Origin of the sequence: Rhodoferax ferrireducens T118, from assembly GCF_000013605.1 — a bacterium.
Lineage (GTDB): Bacteria > Pseudomonadota > Gammaproteobacteria > Burkholderiales > Burkholderiaceae_C > Rhodoferax > Rhodoferax ferrireducens.
The window spans coordinates 107,810-124,729 of record NC_007908.1; the positions used below are offsets into that span (position 1 = coordinate 107,810).

16 protein-coding genes are annotated in these 16,920 nt (G+C 60.3%); 4 read left to right on the forward strand and 12 right to left on the reverse strand.

Going from position 1 to position 16,920, the window contains the following annotated elements; translation table 11 throughout:
- Positions 1-11 precede the first annotated feature (11 nt).
- From RFER_RS00530 to RFER_RS00570, 9 genes are read right to left on the reverse strand one after another with little or no spacing between them, the layout of a single operon-like run.
- Positions 12-428 (reverse strand): F0F1 ATP synthase subunit epsilon, encoded by a 417-nt coding sequence (locus RFER_RS00530; protein WP_011462439.1) that lies wholly within the window; start codon positions 426-428, stop codon positions 12-14.
- A gap of 1 nt (position 429) precedes the next feature.
- Positions 430-1,854: a F0F1 ATP synthase subunit beta gene (atpD, locus tag RFER_RS00535; protein WP_011462440.1), complete on the reverse strand. Its 1,425-nt coding sequence runs from the start codon at positions 1,852-1,854 to the stop codon at positions 430-432.
- Between the two features lie 51 nt (positions 1,855-1,905).
- A complete protein-coding gene (gene atpG, locus RFER_RS00540) occupies positions 1,906-2,802 on the reverse strand; it encodes a F0F1 ATP synthase subunit gamma (protein ID WP_011462441.1) in 897 nt (298 codons plus the stop codon).
- 29 nt (positions 2,803-2,831) lie between these two features.
- The gene (atpA, locus tag RFER_RS00545; RefSeq protein WP_011462442.1) at positions 2,832-4,385 is read right to left on the reverse strand and encodes a F0F1 ATP synthase subunit alpha; all 1,554 of its coding nucleotides are present in this window, start codon (positions 4,383-4,385) and stop codon (positions 2,832-2,834) included.
- A gap of 50 nt (positions 4,386-4,435) precedes the next feature.
- Positions 4,436-4,966: a F0F1 ATP synthase subunit delta gene (locus RFER_RS00550; RefSeq protein WP_011462443.1), complete on the reverse strand. Its 531-nt coding sequence runs from the start codon at positions 4,964-4,966 to the stop codon at positions 4,436-4,438.
- Positions 4,967-4,976: 10 nt separating this feature from the next.
- Positions 4,977-5,447 carry a F0F1 ATP synthase subunit B gene (locus RFER_RS00555; protein WP_011462444.1) on the reverse strand — a complete coding sequence of 157 codons (471 nt, stop codon included), beginning with the start codon at positions 5,445-5,447 and terminating at the stop codon, positions 4,977-4,979.
- Between the two features lie 37 nt (positions 5,448-5,484).
- Complete coding sequence (gene atpE / locus RFER_RS00560; protein ID WP_011462445.1) at positions 5,485-5,730, reverse strand: F0F1 ATP synthase subunit C; 246 nt, start codon at positions 5,728-5,730, stop codon at positions 5,485-5,487.
- A gap of 56 nt (positions 5,731-5,786) precedes the next feature.
- Positions 5,787-6,677 (reverse strand): F0F1 ATP synthase subunit A, encoded by an 891-nt coding sequence (gene atpB / locus RFER_RS00565; RefSeq protein WP_011462446.1) that lies wholly within the window; start codon positions 6,675-6,677, stop codon positions 5,787-5,789.
- Between the two features lie 14 nt (positions 6,678-6,691).
- Positions 6,692-7,171: an ATP synthase subunit I gene (locus RFER_RS00570; protein WP_011462447.1), complete on the reverse strand. Its 480-nt coding sequence runs from the start codon at positions 7,169-7,171 to the stop codon at positions 6,692-6,694.
- A 471-nt stretch (positions 7,172-7,642) separates the two neighbouring features.
- Here RFER_RS00570 and RFER_RS00575 point away from each other — a divergent pair, with 471 nt between their 5' ends.
- On the forward strand, positions 7,643-8,908 hold the full coding sequence (locus tag RFER_RS00575) for a GNAT family N-acetyltransferase (protein ID WP_011462448.1): 1,266 nt from the start codon (positions 7,643-7,645) through the stop codon (positions 8,906-8,908).
- Between the two features lie 60 nt (positions 8,909-8,968).
- On the opposite strand, the gene RFER_RS00580 is transcribed toward RFER_RS00575, so the two are convergent.
- The gene (locus RFER_RS00580) at positions 8,969-9,631 is read right to left on the reverse strand and encodes a DsbA family oxidoreductase (protein WP_041789963.1); all 663 of its coding nucleotides are present in this window, start codon (positions 9,629-9,631) and stop codon (positions 8,969-8,971) included.
- Between the two features lie 333 nt (positions 9,632-9,964).
- Here RFER_RS00580 and RFER_RS22850 point away from each other — a divergent pair, with 333 nt between their 5' ends.
- Complete coding sequence (locus RFER_RS22850) at positions 9,965-11,161, forward strand: GGDEF domain-containing protein (protein WP_011462450.1); 1,197 nt, start codon at positions 9,965-9,967, stop codon at positions 11,159-11,161.
- A 550-nt stretch (positions 11,162-11,711) separates the two neighbouring features.
- Positions 11,712-13,793, forward strand: a complete 2,082-nt coding sequence (locus tag RFER_RS00595) for an AAA family ATPase (RefSeq protein ID WP_011462451.1) — start codon at positions 11,712-11,714, stop codon at positions 13,791-13,793.
- On the opposite strand, the gene RFER_RS00600 is transcribed toward RFER_RS00595, so the two are convergent.
- The gene (locus tag RFER_RS00600; protein WP_166485616.1) at positions 13,794-14,075 is read right to left on the reverse strand and encodes a hypothetical protein; all 282 of its coding nucleotides are present in this window, start codon (positions 14,073-14,075) and stop codon (positions 13,794-13,796) included.
- Positions 14,076-14,160: 85 nt separating this feature from the next.
- Between RFER_RS00600 and RFER_RS00605 the strand changes: the two genes are divergently transcribed.
- The gene (locus RFER_RS00605; RefSeq protein ID WP_041789967.1) at positions 14,161-15,096 is read left to right on the forward strand and encodes a LysR substrate-binding domain-containing protein; all 936 of its coding nucleotides are present in this window, start codon (positions 14,161-14,163) and stop codon (positions 15,094-15,096) included.
- Between the two features lie 141 nt (positions 15,097-15,237).
- On the opposite strand, the gene RFER_RS00610 is transcribed toward RFER_RS00605, so the two are convergent.
- Complete coding sequence (locus RFER_RS00610; protein ID WP_011462454.1) at positions 15,238-16,797, reverse strand: methyl-accepting chemotaxis protein; 1,560 nt, start codon at positions 16,795-16,797, stop codon at positions 15,238-15,240.
- Positions 16,798-16,920: the final 123 nt, after the last annotated feature.

Sequence of the window (16,920 nt, forward strand, 5' to 3'; positions counted from 1 at the left end):
TCGAATTCCAGCTATTTTTTCTGACGGTACTTGCGTAACGCCGCAATCTGCGCTGCCATCACCGCCAGTTCGGAGGTTGCCCGTGCCAGATCAATATCGGTCTTGGCATTTTTCATGGCTTCTTCAGCGGCCAGTTTGGCAGCGTTGGCCTTTTCCTCGTCCAGATCCTTGCCGCGAATGGCGGTGTCTGACAAGACCGTCACACAGTTGGGCTGCACTTCGAGCAGACCGCCGGCAACAAAGACAAACTCTTCGCTCCCATCGGCTTTTTCAATGCGCACCGAGCCCGCCTTGATGCGCGATATCAACGGGGTGTGGCGCGGGTAGATGCCGAGCTCGCCGACTTCCCCCGGCAAGGCGACAAAGCGCGCCTCACCGGAGAAGATGGACTCTTCGGCACTGACCACATCAACGTGGATGGTGTTCATATCAGATCTTCTTGGCTTTTTCGAACGCTTCGTCGATGGTACCGACCATGTAGAAGGCTTGTTCCGGCAGATGATCGCACTCGCCCGCCACAATCATTTTGAAACCGCGAATGGTTTCCGCCAGGCTGACGTACTTGCCGGGCGAACCGGTGAACACTTCAGCCACGTGGAACGGTTGCGACAGGAAGCGCTGGATTTTGCGGGCACGGGCCACCGTCAGCTTGTCTTCCGGGGCCAGCTCGTCCATGCCGAGAATGGCAATGATGTCACGCAACTCTTTGTAGCGCTGCAAGGTGCCCTGCACGGCGCGTGCGGTTTCGTAATGGTCCTGGCCGACCACATTGGGGTCGAGCTGGCGGCTGGTGGAGTCCAGCGGATCCACAGCCGGGTAAATACCCAGCGAAGCAATGTCACGACTCAGCACCACGGTGGAATCCAGGTGGGCAAAGGTGGTGGCGGGGGACGGGTCGGTCAAGTCATCGGCGGGCACGTAAACGGCCTGGATGGAGGTGATGGAACCCACCTTGGTGGAGGTAATGCGTTCCTGCAAACGGCCCATTTCTTCGGCCAGCGTTGGCTGGTAACCCACGGCGGAAGGCATCCGGCCCAGCAGGGCCGACACTTCGGTACCGGCCAGTGTGAAGCGGTAAATGTTGTCGACGAAGAACAGCACGTCCTTGCCTTCATCGCGGAAGGACTCGGCGATGGTCAGACCGGTCAGCGCCACGCGCAGACGATTGCCCGGCGGCTCATTCATCTGGCCGTACACCATGGCCACTTTCGACTCGCCTAGGTTCTCCAGGTTCACGACGCCGGAATCGGCCATTTCGTGATAAAAGTCATTGCCTTCGCGGGTACGTTCACCGACACCGGCAAATACCGACAAGCCGGAGTGTGCCTTGGCGATGTTGTTGATGAGTTCCATCATGTTCACGGTCTTGCCCACGCCAGCGCCGCCGAACAAACCGACCTTGCCGCCTTTGGCAAACGGACACACCAGGTCAATCACCTTGATACCGGTTTCCAGCAGTTCCTGTGACGGGCTGAGTTCGTCATAGGTTGGCGCCTTGCGGTGAATCGAGGCATATTTTTCAGTGCTCACCGGGCCACGCTCGTCAATCGGCGTGCCCAGCACGTCCATGATGCGACCCAGTGTGGCGGTACCGACCGGCACCATGATCGGGTTGGCGGTGTTGGACACCATCAGCCCGCGGCGCAGGCCGTCGGAGGAACCCAGCGCAATGGTGCGCACAATGCCGTCGCCGAGCTGCTGCTGGACTTCCAGGGTCAATGCCGAGCCTTCAAGCTTGAGGGCGTCATAGATCTTGGGCATCTGATCGCGTGGAAATTCCACGTCAACCACCGCGCCAATACATTGGACAATTTTTCCCTGAACTGCTGTGTTCGTTTGTGTATCTTGAGCCATTTGGCTTTGCTCCAATCAGTTTGAATCTTGCTATCGGACTGCGTTGCGGGCCTAGGCCCCGATCGCGGCAGCCCCGGAGACGATCTCGGACAATTCCTTGGTGATCGCGGCTTGCCGGGTCTTGTTGTAGACCAGTTTCAACTCGCCAATCACGTTGCCCGCGTTATCGGTCGCTGCCTTCATGGCGACCATGCGGGCAGCATGTTCCGAGGCCATGTTCTCGGCGACGGACTGGTAAACCAGCGCTTCGACATAACGCACCAGCAGGTCATCAATGACCGACTGTGCATCAGGTTCGTAGATATAGTCCCAGCCATGCTTGGCACCAGAGGCGGTCTCACTGGCCTCGGTTTCAGCCTGCATCCGGGCTGCCGACAAGGGCAACAATTGCTCCAGCACCACTTCCTGTTTCATGGTGTTGATGAACTTGGTGTAGGACAGATAGACCGCGCTGATCTCACCCCGGGCGTAGGCATCGAGCAGCACCTTGACCGGGCCGATCAGGCGCTCCAGATGCGGCTTGTCGCCCAACTGGGTCACATGTGACACCACCTTGGCGCCAATGCGGTTGAGGAAACCAAAGCCCTTGTTGCCGATGGCGACCGTCTGCGCCGACATGCCCGCTGACTGCAGATCACGCAGCTTGTTGGTCACGCTGCGCAGCACGTTGGTATTCAGGCCGCCGCACAAACCCTTGTCGGTCGTGACCACAATCATGCCAACGACGGGGGCTTCGTTGGTCTTCATGAAGGCATGAATGTACTCGGGGTTGGCCTGGCCCAAATTGGCAGCGATGTTGCGCACCTTGTCCGCATACGGCCGGGCCGCGCGCATGCGCTCCTGAGCCTTACGCATCTTGGACACGGAGATCATTTCCATGGCCTTGGTGATCTTCTTCGTGCTCTCGAAGTTCTTGATCTTGCCGCGTATTTCCTTGCCTGTTGCCATAAAGACTCCTTCGCTTGTTACAGGGGGTCTTAAGCGAAGGACTTCTTGAAGGCTGCTGTCGCGGCGTTCAGTTCGGCTTCGGCGTCTTTGTCCATGGCCTTGTCGGCTTCCAGCTTGGCCAGCAGCGCAGCGTGTTTGTCTTTCAGGTAGCCATGCAGGCCGTGCTCAAACGACAGCAGCTTGTTGACTGCGATATCGTCCAGGTAGCCCTTGTTCACGGCAAACAGCGTGGCGCCCATCAAGGAAATCGGCAGCGGACTGTATTGGGCTTGCTTGAGCAATTCAGTCACGCGGGCACCGCGCTCCAGCTGCTTGCGGGTGGCTTCGTCCAGATCAGAGGCGAACTGCGCGAACGCCGCCAACTCACGGTACTGGGCCAAGTCGGTACGGATGCCGCCCGACAGGTTCTTGATCAGCTTGGTCTGGGCGGCACCACCGACGCGCGACACCGAGATACCGGCGTTGATGGCGGGGCGGATACCGGCGTTGAACAGTGAGGTTTCCAAAAAGATCTGGCCGTCGGTGATCGAGATCACGTTGGTCGGCACGAAAGCCGACACGTCGCCGGCTTGCGTTTCAATGATCGGCAAGGCGGTCAGAGAACCGGTCTTGCCCTTGACGGCGCCTTTGGTGAAGTCTTCAACGTATTTCTCGTTCACGCGAGCGGCACGTTCCAGCAGACGGCTGTGCAGGTAGAACACGTCGCCGGGGTAGGCTTCACGGCCTGGCGGGCGACGCAACAGCAAGGAGACCTGACGGTAAGCCACGGCTTGTTTGGACAGATCGTCATACACAATCAGCGCGTCTTCGCCGCGATCGCGGAAATACTCACCCATGGTGCAGCCAGAGTAGGCGGCTACATACTGCATGGCGGCCGACTCGGACGCGGTGGCTGCCACCACAATGGTGTATTCCATGGCACCCGCTTGCTCCAGCGAGCGCACCACGTTCTTGACGCTGGAGGCCTTCTGGCCAATCGCGACATAAACGCAGGTCATGTTCTGACCCTTTTGGTTGATGATGGCGTCAATCGCGACCGCGGTCTTGCCGGTCTGACGGTCACCAATGATCAGTTCGCGCTGGCCACGGCCGACCGGCACCATGGAGTCAATGGACTTCAAGCCGGTTTGCATCGGCTGGCTCACGGATTGACGGGCGATCACGCCCGGCGCCACTTTTTCAATCACGTCGGTCATCTTGGCGTCGATCGGGCCTTTGCCATCAATCGGTTGCCCCAGGGCGTTGACGACGCGGCCTTTGAGCTCGGGGCCCACCGGCACTTCCAGGATACGGCCCGTGCACTTGACGGTATTACCTTCCGAGATGTGCTCGTAAGCGCCCAAAATCACGGCGCCGACCGAATCACGCTCCAGGTTCAGCGCCAGACCGTAGCTGGGCTGACCCTCGGCGTCGGCCGGGAATTCGAGCATTTCGCCCTGCATCACGTCCGACAGTCCATGAATGCGGACAATGCCGTCGGTCACCGACACGACGGTGCCCTGATTGCGAATGTTCGCACCGGCTGTCAGGCCTTCAATACGGCTCTTGATCAGTTCAGAAATTTCTGCGGGATTGAGTTGCATGACTCTTTCCTTCTTTCGTTAATTAGGCCCGACAACGAGAGGCGTGTGCCTCAAGCGGTCAATGCCATTTTCATTTGTTCCAGACGGGCCTTGACAGAAGAGTCAAGAACCTCATCCCCCACCACCACGCGAATGCCGCCGATCAATTCAGGCTGCAATTGAACCGACACATTGAGCTTGCGCGCGAAGCGCTGTTCCAGCGTTGCTGCCAGTTCGGCCAGGGCCGTGCTGTCAATGGCAAACGCGCTGTACACCACAGCGTCCGATGAACCACTTTGGGCGTTCTTCATGACACGAAACTGTGCCGCAATTTCGGGCAAAGCACTCAAGCGTCCGTTTTCAATCACGGTGCGCAGAAAGTTTTGCGCCATCGCTGGCAAAGCCCCTTGGGCGATGCCGGCAATCAATTCATACACCTGGGCCGCTGTGACGTTCGGGTTGTCGGCAAACTGGAGCAATTGCGGATTTTTGGCAATTGTTTCCAGTTCTTCTACCCAAACCGCCGCACCATTGAGGTCGGATAACGAAGCCTTGAACAAGGCTTCGGCGTAGGGGCGGGCAATAGTGGCGAGTTCAGCCATGGTTGCCCTCTTACAGTTCCAACTTCAAACGGCCAAGCAAATCAGCATGGACACTGGCATTGACTTCCTTGCGCAGAATCTGCTCGGCGCCCTTGACCGCCAGCGCCGCCACCTGCTCACGCAAAACTTCGCGCGCCTTGTTGCTTTGCTGCTCGGCTTCAACCTTGGCAGCCGCAATGATCTTGTTGGCTTCTTCGGTTGCTTTTGATTTGGCTTCTTCGACGATGCTCTGACCGCGACGGTCCGCATCGGCTAGGCGCGCGGTGGTCTCGGTGCGTGACAATGCCAACTCGGCTTCCACACGCTTGTTGGCCGAAGAAAGCTCGGACTTGGCTTTGTCGGCGGCCGCGAGGCCATCGGCTATTTTCTGTGCCCGCTCGTCCAATGCTTTTGTGATCGGCGGCCACACGAATTTCATCGTGAACCACACCAGGATCGCAAAAACGATGGCCTGCAGGAACAGGGTTGAATTGATATTCACTGCTTATTCCCTTTCAAGCGTGAAAGTTGAAGCAAGATTAGATGGCGAAAGGCTTGGCAAAGGCAAACAGCAGGGCAATCGCCACACCGATCAGGAAGGCGGCATCGATCAGACCAGCCAAAATGAACATCTTGGTTTGCAACTCATTCATGAGTTCAGGCTGACGTGCTGAGGACTCGAGAAATTTGCCGCCCATCAGCGCGATGCCGATAGAGGCGCCCAATGCGCCCAGACCAACGATGATGCCGCAAGCCAGTGCGACGAGGCCGAGAATGTTTTCCATGATTGCTCCTAAAGTACAGAAAAGAAAAAAAGAAAGAAAAGAAAGCGTTAAAACGATCAGTGTGAGCTGTGGGCCTGTCCCACATAAATCAGCGTCAACATCATGAAGATGAAGGCTTGCAGCGTGATCACCAGAATGTGGAAAATGCTCCAGGCAGTTCCCGCAATCACATGCCCAAATCCCAGCCAGAACCAACCCGACAAGGGGTTGAACTGCCAGGCCCATGTGCCGCCCATCAAGGCGATCAACATGAAAATCAGCTCACCGGCAAACATGTTGCCAAAAAGTCGCATACCGTGCGACACGGTCTTGGCGGCAAATTCGATCAATTGCATGAGCAGATTAACCGGATACAAGAAGAATTTATCACCGAACGGTGCCGACAACAACTCGTGAATCCAGCCGCCCAGGCCCTTGATCTTGACGTTGTAGACCAGGCAGACCAACAGCACACTGACTGACATGCCCAAGGTGGTCGAGAGGTCGGCGGTGGGCACAACGCGCATGTAATTCATGTAGCCCATGGCCGGACCTGCCGTATGCCAAAGGGCCGGAATGGCGTCCACCGGCAACATGTCCATCGCGTTCATCAGGAAAATCCAGACAAACACGGTCAGCGCCAGCGGCGCGACCAGCTTGCGGCTGGTGGCGTTATGAATCACACCCTTGGCCTGGGTGTCCACCATCTCGGAAAGAATCTCGACCGCAGCCTGGAAACGCCCCGGTACACCGGAGGTTGCCTTGCTTGCCGCGCGCCACAGAAAGTAACAGGCCATTGCACCCAGCAGGATCGAATAGATCAGCGAGTCGAAGTTGAAGACACTGAAATCGACAATGCTGTGCTGCTCAACATTTTCAAAAGAAAAGTTCTTTTGCAGATGATGCAGGTGGTGCTGGATGTACTCTCCAGCCGTTTGGGCGTGTACTTCAGCGTGTTCAGCAGCCATATTTCACCAGTATGTCAATTCTTATTAAGTGACTGTCGAGACACCGGGCGCAGCCACACGGCCACCCAGTACACCTTCATCGTCACCACAAAACCAGCCAGCAGCGCCAGCCAGTTCAACCCCAAAATCAGCCTTGGCGCAACGATCAACATCGCCACTGTCAAGGCAATCTTGACCATTTCCCACACAAAAAAACCAGTCAGCGCCGAGCCCGCATTGGCGGCTCTCCGCTGCCGCGACAGACCCCGTGCAAACAGTGCAGCAGGGAGTATCACCGCCATCGCACCGTAAGCCGCAGATGCACCAGCCACCAGGTTCTGCGTCAGACCCCAGGTCCCCAACGCCACCAGCAAACCCACTGCCGCCTGCCAGACTACAACCCGCCAGGGTGACAGTGATGGGTGGCGTTCACGCAAGGCCTGCGCCTCTTCGGCATTCAACTGCTTGAACCCCGGTTCGTCCGAGGCATCTGTGTCAAATTCGAAGAGCGGCATGATTATTGAGCTCTCAAATTACACGCAGGTTACACGCGACGTTCGCCACAAAGCTTTAGATTATAAGTAGAAACCAGAGGATTTTCGGCGCCTGCGCGCCTGCCTTGCTTGCGGAGGACAGAATTTCGTCAATATTCAGTCTGACAACGAGACCCGCCGATTCGAACAGGTGGCAATGGCAAAAGCGGCTCCAACCGTGATCGGGCAAGTTCTCCGGCGGTTTTCTTGTCACGCATTGACCCGACCGGCGCGCGGGCTACGTGATTCACGGCATCATCACGGGCTGGCGCAGAGGACCAGCGCAAAAGCCAGGTCTTCGCGTGTGGCCCGGCCTGTCGCCAATACCCTCGTTCAATGGGGCCATGCTGATGTTGAGAGTCATGAAAAAGAGCAATACCGTTCGGCCTGAACTGGCCGTCGCCCGGGCCTGTCCATGGCAACCTACGCTGGGCCGGCGCCAAGGAGGATGGTGTGCCTGACCAGGACTTTGTCATCCGCGTGCTGGACTCGCCGCTGAAGGTTGACGCCGTCGCCTGGAACACACTGCTCGCCGCGCAGGATCTGGCTGACGAACCCAGCCCCTTCATGCGCCACGAGTACCTCGCGGCCATGCTGGAGAGTGGCAGCGCCACGCCGGCAACCGGCTGGACCGCGCGTTTTGTCACGCTGTGGCAACACGGCCAGTTGGTTGGCGCGTGCGCGCTGTACCTGAAAGACCAATCCTACGGCGAATATGTGTTCGACCACGCCTGGGCCAACGCCTACCAGCAGCTCGGCCTGGCCTACTATCCAAAGGCCGTCGTCGCCTCGCCTTTCACGCCGGTGCCCGGCGCGCGCCTGCTGGCGCGGGACGCCGACACCCGCACGCTGCTGGTCAAAGCCCTGCTGGCCTGGTGTGGTGAGCAAGGACTGTCTTCACTGCACCTGCTGTTTGCCAGCGACGCCGATGTCCGCGCCTGCGAAGCGGCCGGCTTGATGCTGCGGCACAACGTGCAGTTTCATTGGACGAACAGGGCTCCCACCGTGGCGCCAGCGCCAGCCATGAGCGTGGCTGGCACTGGCGGTTACCTTGACTTCGACGATTTCCTGCGGTCGCTGAGCCGGGAAAAACGCAAGAAGATAGGCCAGGAGCGCCGCAAGGTGCGTGATGCCGGCGTCAGCTTTCGTTGGTCGCAGGGCACAGCGATCGCCAGCGTCGACTGGGATTTTTTCTACCGTTGTTACGAACATACCTATGACGAACACGGCAACGCGCCCTACCTCAGTCGCGACTTCTTCCAGCGCATGGCTGACACCATGGCAGAGCACTGGCTGCTTTTTGTGGCCGAGCGCAATGGCCGTCCTATTGCTTCTAGTTTGATAGCACTAAGTGGCGTAATTAAAGGGGTTAACGGCGACTTTGGTAAAAAAACGCGGGCGAAAATTGCCTATGGCCGTTACTGGGGGGCGCTGGAGCAGGTCGATTGCCTGCACTTTGAGGCCTGCTACTACCAGCCGCTGGCTTGGTGCATAGAACACGGCTACCAGCGTTTCGAAGGCGGCGCGCAGGGTGAGCACAAAATGGCGCGGGCCCTGATGCCGGTGAAAACCAACAGCGCCCACTGGCTGGCGCATCCGGCCTTTGCGGCCGCAGTCGGGCGTTTCCTGGCGCGTGAAGACGAAGGCATCCACGGCTACTTGGAGGAACTGGCGCGGCGCAATCCGTTCAGGCGCGATGGATCTGCCGAAAACCTTTGAGCAAATGCGACGGTAGTCCTGGTTAACTACGCCCGGAAATGAAGGGTGGCATCGCAAGCCTCAGTCGCCCGGCTGATTCGCCGCGATCTGGCGCAGCGCCTGCTCGAACACCGCTACCGGCTGACCACCGGAGATCAGATGCCGATCGTTGATGATGACCGTCGGCACCGAGTGGATGCCCTGGCTGGTGTAGAACGCTTCGCGCTCGCGCACCTCGGGGGCGAATTCGTCGCTGGCCAGAATGGCGCGTGCGCGCGCCACGTCCAGACCCGCCTGCGCCACCGCAGCCAGCAAAACCTCGTGCGACTCCATATTTTGGCCCTGGCTATGGCAGGCCACCAGCAGCGCTTTCTTCAGCGCGGGTTGCCGGCTCGGTGTTTCGAGTCCGGCCCAGTGCAGCAAGCGGTGCGCGTCAAAGGTGTTGTAGATGCGGCCGCGCCCGGCGGGGTTGAAACTGAAACCGACCTCGGCCCCGCGCTGGCGAATGGTGTCGCGAATCTGCGTCTGCTGCTCGGGCGTGGAGCCGTACTTCTGCGCCAGATGCTCGCCGATGTCTTGACCACCGGCGGGCATTTGGGGGTTGAGTTCGAACGGCTGGAAATGCAGTTCAGCGGCAACCTCGTTCTGCAGCCGGTCCAGCGCCTGCTCCAGTGCCGACAAACCGATGGCGCACCACGGGCAGGAAATGTCGGAGACGAAATCGATTTTCAGGGGACGGGACATGATGCGAGCCTGGTGTGTTGTCGTTGAAAGTCGCATTGTCCTGACAAGCTGAAAACCTTGCTGTCCGTGTTGGCCCGTCCGCGGAAACTGAAGCAGCGGGCCACAGCCAACCGACGAGAAGCTATATATTCCATAGTTGTCAACACTTGTCTGGCGGGGGCTGGCAGCCGATTTGGCTCATCAAACAAATCGCTGGTTTCGCTCGGTCGCCTGTTGGGAACATCCAGCCCCAGCCTGCCGCATCAAAATAGAACTTGAACTCGATTCCGTTTGATAAATAACATGAAGTGACAGCGAACTGACCAGATAATTTGATCGTCCCTGTGACCATCGATGAAATCCTCGCGCAATCCTAACAAGTCCCTGTGGCTGGTGTTGCTGGCCCTGATGTTGGCGTTCGTGTTTGAAACGGCGGCGTGGTGGTGGGCCAGCCAGACACCGCGCGCCTCGTCGCTGCAGGGGCCGATCTGGCTCGGACTGGGCGCAGCACTGTGTGGGCTGGCAGCCGCCGTCTTGCTGTGGCGCCAACTACGGACCGCGACGCGTGCAACTCGACGAGCCCGCCAATTGCTGGCCTCCAGCCTGGACACGCTGGACGTGGGCCTGGAGATTTGGGACGAGCACGACCGACTGGTGCTCTACAACAAAAAAATCAACCTGATCTACAAGGGCTTCCACACGCCAGCAGACATCGGTCAGACCTTTGAAGCCCTGATGCGCGCCAAGCTGAAACGACAGGCGATCCCGGCGGCCATCGGCTGCGAGCAAGAGTGGCTGGCCCAGCGTCTGGCGTCGCGTGGGACGCACAAGGCGCACACCTTGAAAGAACTCACGCGCAACCAGTGGGTCAATTTCTACGAAACCCGAACATCCGAGGGCTATCTGGTGGCTGCCTGGGTCGACGTCACGGAACTGGTCCTCAAAGGCAAGGTGCTGGAGGCCAACAACCAGCGCCTGGCCCAACAAACCGCCATGGACGGCTTGACCGGTCTGGCCAACCGCAGGCGTTTTGACGAAGCCCTGACCGTCGAATGGCAGCGTGCCGCTCGCGGCCGCACGCCTTTGAGCCTCTTGATGGTGGATATTGATCACTTCAAGAATTACAACGACAACTATGGGCATCTGGCCGGCGACCAGTGCCTGCGGCGGGTGTCCAGCGTGCTCAGCCGTTGCGTGCGCCGGGCTGGCGAACTGGTCGCGCGCTACGGCGGTGAGGAATTTGTGCTGTTACTGCCCGGCGCCGACATGGCCCATGCTTGCGAGATCGCCCAAATGTGCCTGGACCTGATGCAGCAGGAGTGTGTGGCGCACGCCGCCTCACCCACCTCGGTGTATGTCACGTTGAGCATAGGCGTGGCGTGTGCGCTGCCTGACGCCATGCTGGACGACCCCGCTTCCCTGGTCAATGCGGCCGACGCCGCCATGTACCGTGCCAAGTCCAGCGGGCGAGCGCACTACGAAGTGGCTGACCAGGCCGACTGGGAGATCGACGACAACACACCTCGAACCCAGCCGTCCTCCTTGTCCTGAAAGCGACTTGAGCTCTCAAACCCAAAGTGGTCGCCTCCAGTCCCCGAAGCACCGCTGGCCGCGCCGCCCGTAGACGAGGAGTCGGGGCCAGGACAGTTCGAATGCAACGGGTGCCAGCCCCCCCTGCTCCACTCTGGCGGTGACCGATCAGAAGCTTTAGCGCAGTCCGAAAAACGACATGATGACGAGAACGACGACGACCAGTCCGACGATGTAGATGATGCTGTTCATAAAAATTCCCCTTTCTTGAGGGCTGACGGAGTGAAAGAAACGATTCGCGTGCCTGAAGGTAATCCACTGCACACGCGTAAGTGTTGTACCGTCCCCGGCCGGAGCTGTCGGTATGCCAGCGCACACACGGGCCGACAAATTTGGGCGTAGCATAGCGATCGGAATCTTGATGCCTGAATCAGACGCCAATCGTCAGCCGGTGGTTCTTTGAGACTCTTTCCCCAGCCGCACCGTCAAAGAGGCTTCAGTCCGGCGTGACCGTGAAACCTGTGTTGCGGCCCCGGAACTTGGCGTGGCGCCGACCACGAAGGACTGTCCCATGTCAGATTTATCGAAACCCAGCGACGCTGCGGCGGACTCGACGGGTTCTTGGCCCGTCATCAAGAAGACCGCCGGTCGACTGCTGGACTGGTTCGTGATCCAACCGGTGATCGTCAAGTTGACTGTGCTGGTCCTGGCCGTCCTGATTCCGGCCACCGCCATCTATTCGTTCACCCTCATCCAGAAGCAGGCCGCCATGGCCGAGCAGGTCAAGACCATGACTGTTGCCGGGCAGGCGGGCGAGGGGGTGTGGGAACTCAATGACAAGCTACCCGTGGTCTTCGGCAGCGGCTCGCTGCCGAGCTTCCTGGAAAGCAAGCCGGTCGAGCGCATCACGGTGGTCTACGAGCCGCTGCTGTGGAACGCATCGGAGCGCATCATCCTGATCGAATCGCAGGGCCGGCAGTACGCCTATTACCCCAGCGACATGGAGACCCGAATCTTCACCGACAAGGCCGTCACCGCGCCGTGGGGCGCCAAGCTGGCCTTTATTCCGCGCAGCGAGCTCAAGCCCGGCGGTGTTGCATTGTTCGAACGTCTGGACCAGCGCTTTGCCGGCGCCCGCCCACAGGCTGGCAAGGACAGCTGGAAAGCAGGTGTCAGCGGCGTCTTGTCGGCCACGCTGATGCTCGGCGTGCTGGCCTTCCTGTATCTCCAGCTCAAGGGTCAGTTCAAGTCGCTCAAGTTCATCGAGCCGGCGCAGGTGCACGGCTCCATCGACGACCTGGTGGGCATGGATGACATCAAGGCCGAGGTGGCCCAGATCAAGGACCAGTATGAGCGCGGCGCGGCGTATGCCGAGTACGGGATCAGCAAGCCTTTCAATGTGATGTTCAGCGGCCCGGCCGGTACCGGCAAGACCAAGCTGGCCAGCTACCTGGCCAAGGAGCTGCGCCTGCCCATCCTGTTTCATTCCGCCGCCAACCTGGAAACGGGCTTCGTGGCCGGTGGCTCGAACACGCTCAGCCGCATCATGGCCATGGCCAAGCGGCGCAAGCACTGCATCGTTTTCCTGGACGAGGCGCAGGACCTTTTCATGAAGCGCGGCGGTCGCCGCAAATTCGACGATGACACCGCCAACACGCTGCTGTCCGTGCTCGATGGCGTGCGCAGCAAGAACGACGCCGAGATCATCTGGATCGTGGCCAGCAACTTCAACAGCGAAACCATGGAGATGGACGAGGCCATGCTGCGGCGCTTCCAGATGAAGGTCGACTTTCGCATGCCCAACCGGGAAGAGCGGCTGGCGATCATCGGTCACTACCTGAGCCAGCGCGCCGGCAAGGTGCTGCCCGACCTTGACCTGCGTCACCTGGTGGACGTGACCGAGGGCCGCAGCCCGGCCGACCTGGAAACCATCGTCAATCAGGCTGGCATCGCGGCCGTGCAGGCGGGCGAGATGATCGACGCCGCGACCCTGATGCAGGCCGCGGAACGCGTGCTGGTGGGCAACGTCAACACCAACACCACCCAGGAACGCGCGCGCGATCGCCGCATCATTGCCGTGCACGAATGGGGCCACTTCCTGGTCGACCTGGAGCACGAGCGCCAGCTGCCCAACAGCAACTGGGAGCAGATCCTGGCCGACATGAAAACCATCAAGATTTCCCTCAAGGCCAACCCACGCACCAACGCCTTGGGCTTCGTCTTTCACAAGCAGGGGTCCAACCTGCTCAAGACCAAGAGCGACATCGAACACGACGTGCGCGTGCTGCTGGGCGGCATGGCCAACGAGGAACTGTTCTTTGGCGAAGAAGGCACGACCAACGGCGCACACAACGACATCACCCGCGTGACGCAGTTGCTGCACCACGCCGTGGGTGAGATGGGCATGTACCGCAAGACCCGCCTGAATTTCGGCTCGCTCGCCAAGGATAGCCGTCGCAGCGGGGAGGTGGACGAGGAGACACGCAGCATCATGGAAGCCCAGAGCGAGCGCCTGTACGGCGAAACCAAGGCCGTGCTGGCACGGCTCAAGCCGCTGACCGAGCATCTGGTCGGCAAGCTCCTGGAAGCGGGTGAGATGAGCCTGAGTGAGGCGCTGTATCAGATTCGCAGCTTCGAGGCGAAGGTGGTTTGACTAAAAATGCGAGAGCGGCAAGCCCGCCCTGGTTTGCTCGTAGCGATCCAGTTCACGCTGCGCATGAAAGCAGTGTTGCAGGTTGAGGTCGCGAAGCATGTCGGTGCTCATCTCGCGCACTGGCAGGCGCCGGCCTTCGACTGCGGGCCGGCCCAGGCGCAGGTTCCAAAACGTGGCCAGGTAGCGCCCGCTGGTACGTGCGGTGCGCCGCAGGAGCCGGGCCAGCCAGGGGTCTTCGGCTGGCGCCAAGGGCAGCGTTGTGCAGGAGCTGGATAGGTTCATGTTGGACTCCTCGTTGAATGTCAGGTAAGCATAGCTACCCAGCAACCGCAATAAAAGCGATAAATTGTGGTGAATATGGTTAGATATACTTACCAGCATGCCTCGTATCCCACTTCAAACCTTGCCCACGTTCCGGGCTGTTGCCCGGCTGTCCAATCTGCGCGCGGCGGCCGAGCAGTTGCATTTGACACACAGCGCCATCAGTCAACAGATGCGTGTGCTGGAGCAGCAGCTCGGGTTTGCCCTGTTTGACCGGCGTGGCCGCCGCGTGGTGCTCAATGCCGCCGGGGCGGCGCTGCTGGGCGCGGTGGAGCCGGCGCTGGAACAAATCGATGCGGGCGTGCGCGCGGCCGCGCTGGCGGCCAGTGGCACGGAACAAAGCTTGCGCCTCACCACCTTGCCGTCCTTCGCGCAGCACTGGCTGTTGCCGCGCATGGCGCGCTGGCGTGAGCAGCATCCCGGCATCGCGATCGATTTGCACACCTCGCTCCAGGTGATCGATCTTCAGCGCGAGGGTTATCACGCCGCTTTGCGGCAGGGCAAAGGCCCCTGGCAGGGGCTGACGGCTACCTGCCTGATCGACTCGCCGCTGATCGTGGTGGCGTCCCCCGAGGTGGCGCGGCGCCTGGCGGGTGGCGACCCGGCGGCCTTGGTGCATGAGCCTTTGCTGGGCGAGGCCCAGCGGTGGAACCGCTGGTTCGCCCTGGCCGGGCAGCGCTGCCGCATCAAGCCGGTGGCGGTGTTCAACGACATGGGCATGCTGCTGCTGGCGGCCGAGCAGGGTTTGGGGGTGGCGCTGGGCCGCCAACTGTTGGCCGCCGATGCCTTGCGCGACGGGCGGCTGGTGCAGCTGTCGCCGATTGCGCTGGCGGACCAGGGTGCAGACACCTTTTGGTTGCTGCATCCACCCGAGCTCCAGGATTGGCCGCCGCTGGTCGCCTTGCGCGACTGGCTGCAGCAGGAGCTGCTGAGTTCAGCCTCGCAGCTGGAACAGCCCCCGGTCGGGTCAGCAAGTCTATAGGTCAAATAGACCTCTAGCCCCCGTCGAATAAACGCAAGCAGCTATGTTATTAATAGCAAATGACATTGATGCCGAAGCCCAAAACACTCACACGGCGCGGCCGTGATTCCCTGCCCGCCGGGGCCAGGAAAACACAGCGGGTCAACCCAGGCGGAACACCTGCACCGAGCGCGCCAGCGTGACGGCGCTGTCACTGAGTCCGTTGGCCGAGGCCGCCGATTCTTCCACCAGCGCTGCATTTTGCTGGGTCACCGCATCGAGCTGTATGACCGCTTCGTTGACCTGCGAAATGCCCAAGGATTGCTCCTGCGTGGTGTTGCTGATCTGCTGGATGAGTTCACCCACCTGCCGGACCGATTGCACCACCTCATCAATGGTGTCGCCGGCGCCGGTCATCTGCTGGGTAACCTGTGAAATCTGGTCGACCGATTGGGCGATCAGGGTCCGGATCTCCTTGGCTGCCACGGCGCTGCGCGTGGCCAGCGCCCGCACCTCGGCGGCCACCACGGCAAAACCTCGCCCTTGCTCGCCGGCACGGGCGGCCTCCACCGCGGCATTGAGTGCCAGGATATTGGTTTGAAAGGCAATGCCCTCAATCACGTCAACAATTTCGCGCACCTCGGTCGACGAGGACTCAATGGCCTGCATGGCCAGTCCGACCTGGTGCATGGCTTCACCGCCTCGCGTGGCCACACGGGTGCTGATGGCGCTTTGTGCCGAAACTTGCGCGGCCGTGTCCGCCGTCTGCCTGACGGTACTGGAGATTTCCTCCATGGAGGCAGCGGTCTGCTGCAGGCTGCTGGCCTGCGACTCGGTGCGCGCCGAGAGATTGAGGCTGCCGGCCGCAATTTCTGCCGCCGACCGGGTGAAGCTCGCAATCTCGCCCCGCACGTCGCCCACCACGGCTTGCAGGTTGGCCTGGATTTGGCGCAAGCTGCGGATCAGGGAATCCAGGGGCGGCGGAAAGTGGGTGGCAACGGACGTGGTCAGATTGCAGCCCGCCAGATCGTCGGCAAAACGCCCGGCTTCGCCCATCGCGGTGTCAAAGTTTTTGTGGAACCAGAGCAGCACCAGCGCGGCGCCGGCCAGCAAACTGCCCAACTTCAGGCCCAGGCCCGACATGCCCTGAAGGTCCAGCCATTGCGGCAGCATGCCCAGTGCGATCATGAAGCCCAGCGCCAGGCCCAGGCGGCTGGTCAGCGTCATGCGCCGGATGCGCCCGGCCATGCCCCGCACGCCCTTGTAGTGCACCTGGCCGCCCTGCAGGTGGAACGGCAGCTTGCCCGATTCTTGGGCGGCATTCATCTGCGCATACAGACCCTCGGCGGCCTTGATTTCCTGGCGTGAGGGCTTGATCCGCACCGACATGTAGCCTCGGGGCTTGCCGTTTTCCATGATCGGCGTGACGTTGGCCTGCACCCAGTAATGGTCGCCATCCGCGCGACGGTTTTTGACCATGCCGGTCCAGGGCCGGCCCCGCCCGACGCTGCTCCACAAGTCTTTGAAAGCTGCTGCGGGCATGTCGGGGTGGCGTATCAAATTGTGGTTTTGCCCGATCAACTCATCGTAGGTATAGCCGCTGACGGCGACGAACGCGCGGTTGCAGTGCGTGATGAAACCCTTGCTATCTGTCGTGGAGACAAGCATGTGTTCAGCAGGGTAATCAAATTCCCGCTGGGTGACTGGGAGGTTCATGCGCATGCGCGGTTCCTTTCGAGCGTATGTGGCAGCTCAAATGGGAAAGCGGGGCGGCGAATCTGGCATGGTTCGCGCCGACTTTCGGCGGCCGCCATCGGCGTTACAGTATTTCTATTTCATATTGAG

Excerpts from the sequence above, each read along its gene's own strand:
- RFER_RS00530 (WP_011462439.1), bottom strand. The coding sequence starts at position 428 with ATGAACACCATCCACGTTGATGTGGTCAGTGCCGAAGAGTCCATCTTC.
- atpD (WP_011462440.1), bottom strand. The coding sequence starts at position 1,854 with ATGGCTCAAGATACACAAACGAACACAGCAGTTCAGGGAAAAATTGTC.
- atpG (WP_011462441.1), bottom strand. The coding sequence starts at position 2,802 with ATGGCAACAGGCAAGGAAATACGCGGCAAGATCAAGAACTTCGAGAGC.
- atpA (WP_011462442.1), bottom strand. The coding sequence starts at position 4,385 with ATGCAACTCAATCCCGCAGAAATTTCTGAACTGATCAAGAGCCGTATT.
- RFER_RS00550 (WP_011462443.1), bottom strand. The coding sequence starts at position 4,966 with ATGGCTGAACTCGCCACTATTGCCCGCCCCTACGCCGAAGCCTTGTTC.
- atpE (WP_011462445.1), bottom strand. The coding sequence starts at position 5,730 with ATGGAAAACATTCTCGGCCTCGTCGCACTGGCTTGCGGCATCATCGTT.
- atpB (WP_011462446.1), bottom strand. The coding sequence starts at position 6,677 with ATGGCTGCTGAACACGCTGAAGTACACGCCCAAACGGCTGGAGAGTAC.
- RFER_RS00570 (WP_011462447.1), bottom strand. The coding sequence starts at position 7,171 with ATGCCGCTCTTCGAATTTGACACAGATGCCTCGGACGAACCGGGGTTC.
- RFER_RS00580 (WP_041789963.1), bottom strand. The coding sequence starts at position 9,631 with ATGTCCCGTCCCCTGAAAATCGATTTCGTCTCCGACATTTCCTGCCCG.
- RFER_RS22850 (WP_011462450.1), top strand. The coding sequence starts at position 9,965 with ATGAAATCCTCGCGCAATCCTAACAAGTCCCTGTGGCTGGTGTTGCTG.
- RFER_RS00595 (WP_011462451.1), top strand. The coding sequence starts at position 11,712 with ATGTCAGATTTATCGAAACCCAGCGACGCTGCGGCGGACTCGACGGGT.
- RFER_RS00600 (WP_166485616.1), bottom strand. The coding sequence starts at position 14,075 with ATGAACCTATCCAGCTCCTGCACAACGCTGCCCTTGGCGCCAGCCGAA.
- RFER_RS00610 (WP_011462454.1), bottom strand. The coding sequence starts at position 16,797 with ATGCGCATGAACCTCCCAGTCACCCAGCGGGAATTTGATTACCCTGCT.